5 protein-coding genes are annotated in these 3,205 nt (G+C 57.3%); all 5 read left to right on the forward strand.

The window, feature by feature from the left end:
• Positions 1-101 precede the first annotated feature (101 nt).
• Positions 102-527, forward strand: a complete 426-nt coding sequence (locus tag FB548_RS18630; RefSeq protein WP_142126311.1) for a hypothetical protein — start codon at positions 102-104, stop codon at positions 525-527.
• 149 nt (positions 528-676) lie between these two features.
• Complete coding sequence (locus FB548_RS18635) at positions 677-961, forward strand: hypothetical protein (protein ID WP_221626000.1); 285 nt, start codon at positions 677-679, stop codon at positions 959-961.
• 75 nt (positions 962-1,036) lie between these two features.
• On the forward strand, positions 1,037-1,273 hold the full coding sequence (locus tag FB548_RS18640) for a hypothetical protein (RefSeq protein WP_142126313.1): 237 nt from the start codon (positions 1,037-1,039) through the stop codon (positions 1,271-1,273).
• A gap of 299 nt (positions 1,274-1,572) precedes the next feature.
• Entirely contained in the window at positions 1,573-1,845 is a 273-nt protein-coding gene (locus tag FB548_RS18645) for a hypothetical protein (RefSeq protein ID WP_142126314.1), read from the forward strand.
• Between the two features lie 797 nt (positions 1,846-2,642).
• Positions 2,643-3,029 carry a hypothetical protein gene (locus tag FB548_RS18650; RefSeq protein ID WP_142126315.1) on the forward strand — a complete coding sequence of 129 codons (387 nt, stop codon included), beginning with the start codon at positions 2,643-2,645 and terminating at the stop codon, positions 3,027-3,029.
• Positions 3,030-3,205: the final 176 nt, after the last annotated feature.

The following is a 3,205-nucleotide window of genomic DNA, read 5'->3' on the forward strand; positions in this document are numbered from 1 at the left end:
TGCAGCTGGGGCGGCTTTAGGAGTGGTCCTAGAGCGCGCCAACAATTCATTCAAGCCGAACCCGCTTCGCGGGTCGGCTTAATTCCGGTGTTAGGCACCAAATGATCCTTTCCGACCTACTGAAAGATGCAGAGAAAGCCGGGGATGCGGCAGGCGCTTTTCGCGTAGTCATTGCCACGCGTACAGTAGACGGCGTCGAGATGGAGCCTGGTCGCGTTCAAGTTAGCGATGCGGGATTCCCGCAAGTGGATCCATCTGGCGGTGAAGTAGATATCCTGCCCACTAGGTACATGGACCCACCCGGGCCTTGCCTGACCGTAGCCGCGTTCCGCCAACTGGTCGCAGAGCAACCTGAGGTGGCAGACTTCACCGTAACGGCAGTGACCGGCTTCAAGCTTCTCGCGGACGGTGGCAATGCTCAGAGAACGGAACAGGCCATGGGCACCAACGTGCTGGCGGAACAAGGCGAGATCTGGCTGCTTCTCTATCCAGAGCGCCAGTGGCCGGCACACTGGTTTGGCGCCTAACAATTCATTCAAGCCGAACCCGCATCGTTAGTCCGTCAATTTGATGTTCTGCGGTGTTGCGGGTCGGCTTAATTTTGGTGTTAGGCGTCATGACGCAACCATCAAGGTTACTCAGCCAAGAGGCATACGAGTCAACTTTCTCGCCACCCATGCTCGACGTTACCGAGGGTGCGGATGAGATCGTAGACCTTTGGGCCTACCTGGATCCAGTCATTGAGGATCTCTACCACAGCTGTACAGCATGGGATTGGCGCGTCATGTTCATCTACGAGTCTCGAGACGGCGCCTTCCAGCACATCAATGTGCCAGTGCCAAAAGACAATACGTACCTCAGCGTCATCGTTGATAAGCCGGGGCGCAAGATCATCGGTCATTACATCTTGGATCTTGGCGCGCTGTACCCTGACCACCCACGGGCGGCTCATGACGCCTAACAATTCATTCAAGCCGAACCCGCTTCGCGGGTCGGCTTAATTTCGGTGTTAGGCGTCATGGAGAAGCAGCCTCGCATGCGTAAGCTTAGCGACCCGGAGTTTCAGCGTACCCTCACTCTAGAACAGGCGTACATGCTGCTTATTCAATTTGTCGAGCAATATAATGCTCGCGGCGAGAGCAGCACGCTGGACTTGCTTGGAGACCTTTCTTTGACCGTCTGGGGCGATGGCGGTAGCGGGGATCCAGCTCAACTTTCGGACTTCCTGAGTGTTGCAGAGCGGGTGTTGGGGCCGGTCGGCCATGACGCCTAACAATTCATTCAAGCCGAACCCGCTTCGCGGGTCGGCTTAATTCCGGTGTTAGCCGGCATATGAAGATCTTCCTTGGACTGCTACTCGTTCTACTCAGCCCCGTGGCGTCTGCGTGCTTCGCACCACCCGCCAGCATCTTTCGAGATCATGCGGCCCTCGTCTCAGAATCAACAGCAATTGTCGTAGTTCAGGCCGTGGCCGCCTCAGATGGCTGCTCGCTGCGTGTTGTTCGCGTGCTCAAGGGTTCTCCACTCCACGAGCTACCGATCAAGTGTCGCACTCCAGATTCAGGAGATTGGATGACTTCCTTCTCCGGCCATACGGATAGCTCGTTCTGGACTGGGCGTGGCGGCCGCCTTGGCGTGGAGAGCGATTGCTCTCTCATCGCGCCTGCCTTTGAGGTAAACCGCTTCTACCTGTTGATACTTGGGGTAAAGCCAGACAGTAAGCAGTTTGAGCAACTGGAGGACACTGATGACAAATGGCTCCAGTTTGTAGAGCAGGCTCTTGGGGGTGCGTCGGTGTCGCCTAACAATTCATTCAAGCCGAACCCGCTTCGCGGGTCGGCTTAACTCTGGTGTTAGGGCGCATGAGATACATCCTCGCCATCTTCTTGTGTGCTATGTGCGCTTGCAGCCGCTCAAGCGATCTGTCGTCTCTTTCACTGCGATCGTTCGACGACTTCAGTTGTCCCCGACTCCCCGAGGATTCCGGATACTCGGTGCGTGCTCAGCTCGGTCCGGATTACACAATCTGCACTCTCACCCCGATCCAAGCTGGTCTGCTCCCCGCAGAGATCCGTGTTGGCGGGCATTGGTCATTGCCCGATGACAGTCGTTTTGCCGGATTCTCAGCAACGTCCATCGGCAAGGTGGCTTGGTTTCATAGCGTTAGAGATAGCTCTGTCCACGAACGCTTTGCATTCCTGCCGACTGGCCTCACTCAACCCTCGGAAGTACTTCTTGTCGTCTACGGCGGCAGCCTGCAGGAGGCCAGCCGGCAGAGAGAGCTAGTGCTCGCAGCTGTGGTACGCGCTAGCATGCGCCCTAACAATTCATTCAAGCCGAACCCGCTTCGCGGGTCGGCTTAATTCTGGTGTTATACGGCAGGGCGGAATCAGATCTGTTTTTGCTTGGGCAAGGTCTGACATCACTGCGCGCCGCTTTTACCGGGCGCTTCAGCGGAGGGGTTTCAGGTAGCGGGCATGGCCAGGCCGGACGCTCCGCGTTGCCGGCATCCGGACCGCTGCCGCATAACTAGTCGTTCAACCGGAACCCGCATCGGGGCCCGCGTCGTCGGCAGAGATCCGGCTATCATCGGCTTCGGAGCGGACCCATGGCGGGTCCGGTCAACTCTGGTGTTAGGCGCCATGGATAAACCTCGCGAGGTTCAAGGCGTTGAGTTTGATTGGTTCGCGATTGACCAAGACGGTCATGTTGCTCTCTTCGCAACGGCCGGGTTCGGCCCGGTTCCTGCTAGCGTCTTGGCTGCATCAGGCGCTCATGATGCAGTTGGAGAGTCCATCGCCATCACGGGCTTCGGCTCATCTGCGGTATGGCAAAGCTACGCTCAGGTCGGCCTCTATGCGTTTGATTGGTCAGGCACTGAAGGTAGTTATGTGCGTGTTGCCGAGCCATTTGCGGGCAAAGAGTTCGAGCAAGCCCATGCTGTTGCGGCGATCCCCGGTTTGCCTCACTTGCCACTGTCATTTTCCAACACTGCGGCCGTTCCACCTAGTTGGTTAGATGGCACCTAACAATTCATTCAAGCCGAACCCGCATCAGGTTCGCTAACTCCGGGTCGTTCTGGGTACTATCGGCTTCGGTGCCTATCCAGTGCGGGTCGGCTTAATTCAGCAACTGTCTTCTGATGAGTGGTCAGGTCGCTACCGGGGCCCCAGCCATCAGCTCATCGCGGCGCCGCGCATTGACG

Origin of the sequence: Pseudoxanthomonas sp. 3HH-4 (genome assembly GCF_006716465.1) — a bacterium.
Lineage (GTDB): Bacteria > Pseudomonadota > Gammaproteobacteria > Xanthomonadales > Xanthomonadaceae > Pseudoxanthomonas_A.

Bases quoted from the DNA above. Each gene is read 5' to 3' on its own strand.
- FB548_RS18630 (WP_142126311.1), top strand. From the start codon at position 102: ATGATCCTTTCCGACCTACTGAAAGATGCAGAGAAAGCCGGGGATGCG.
- FB548_RS18635 (WP_221626000.1), top strand. From the start codon at position 677: ATGCTCGACGTTACCGAGGGTGCGGATGAGATCGTAGACCTTTGGGCC.
- FB548_RS18640 (WP_142126313.1), top strand. From the start codon at position 1,037: ATGCGTAAGCTTAGCGACCCGGAGTTTCAGCGTACCCTCACTCTAGAA.
- FB548_RS18645 (WP_142126314.1), top strand. From the start codon at position 1,573: ATGACTTCCTTCTCCGGCCATACGGATAGCTCGTTCTGGACTGGGCGT.
- FB548_RS18650 (WP_142126315.1), top strand. From the start codon at position 2,643: ATGGATAAACCTCGCGAGGTTCAAGGCGTTGAGTTTGATTGGTTCGCG.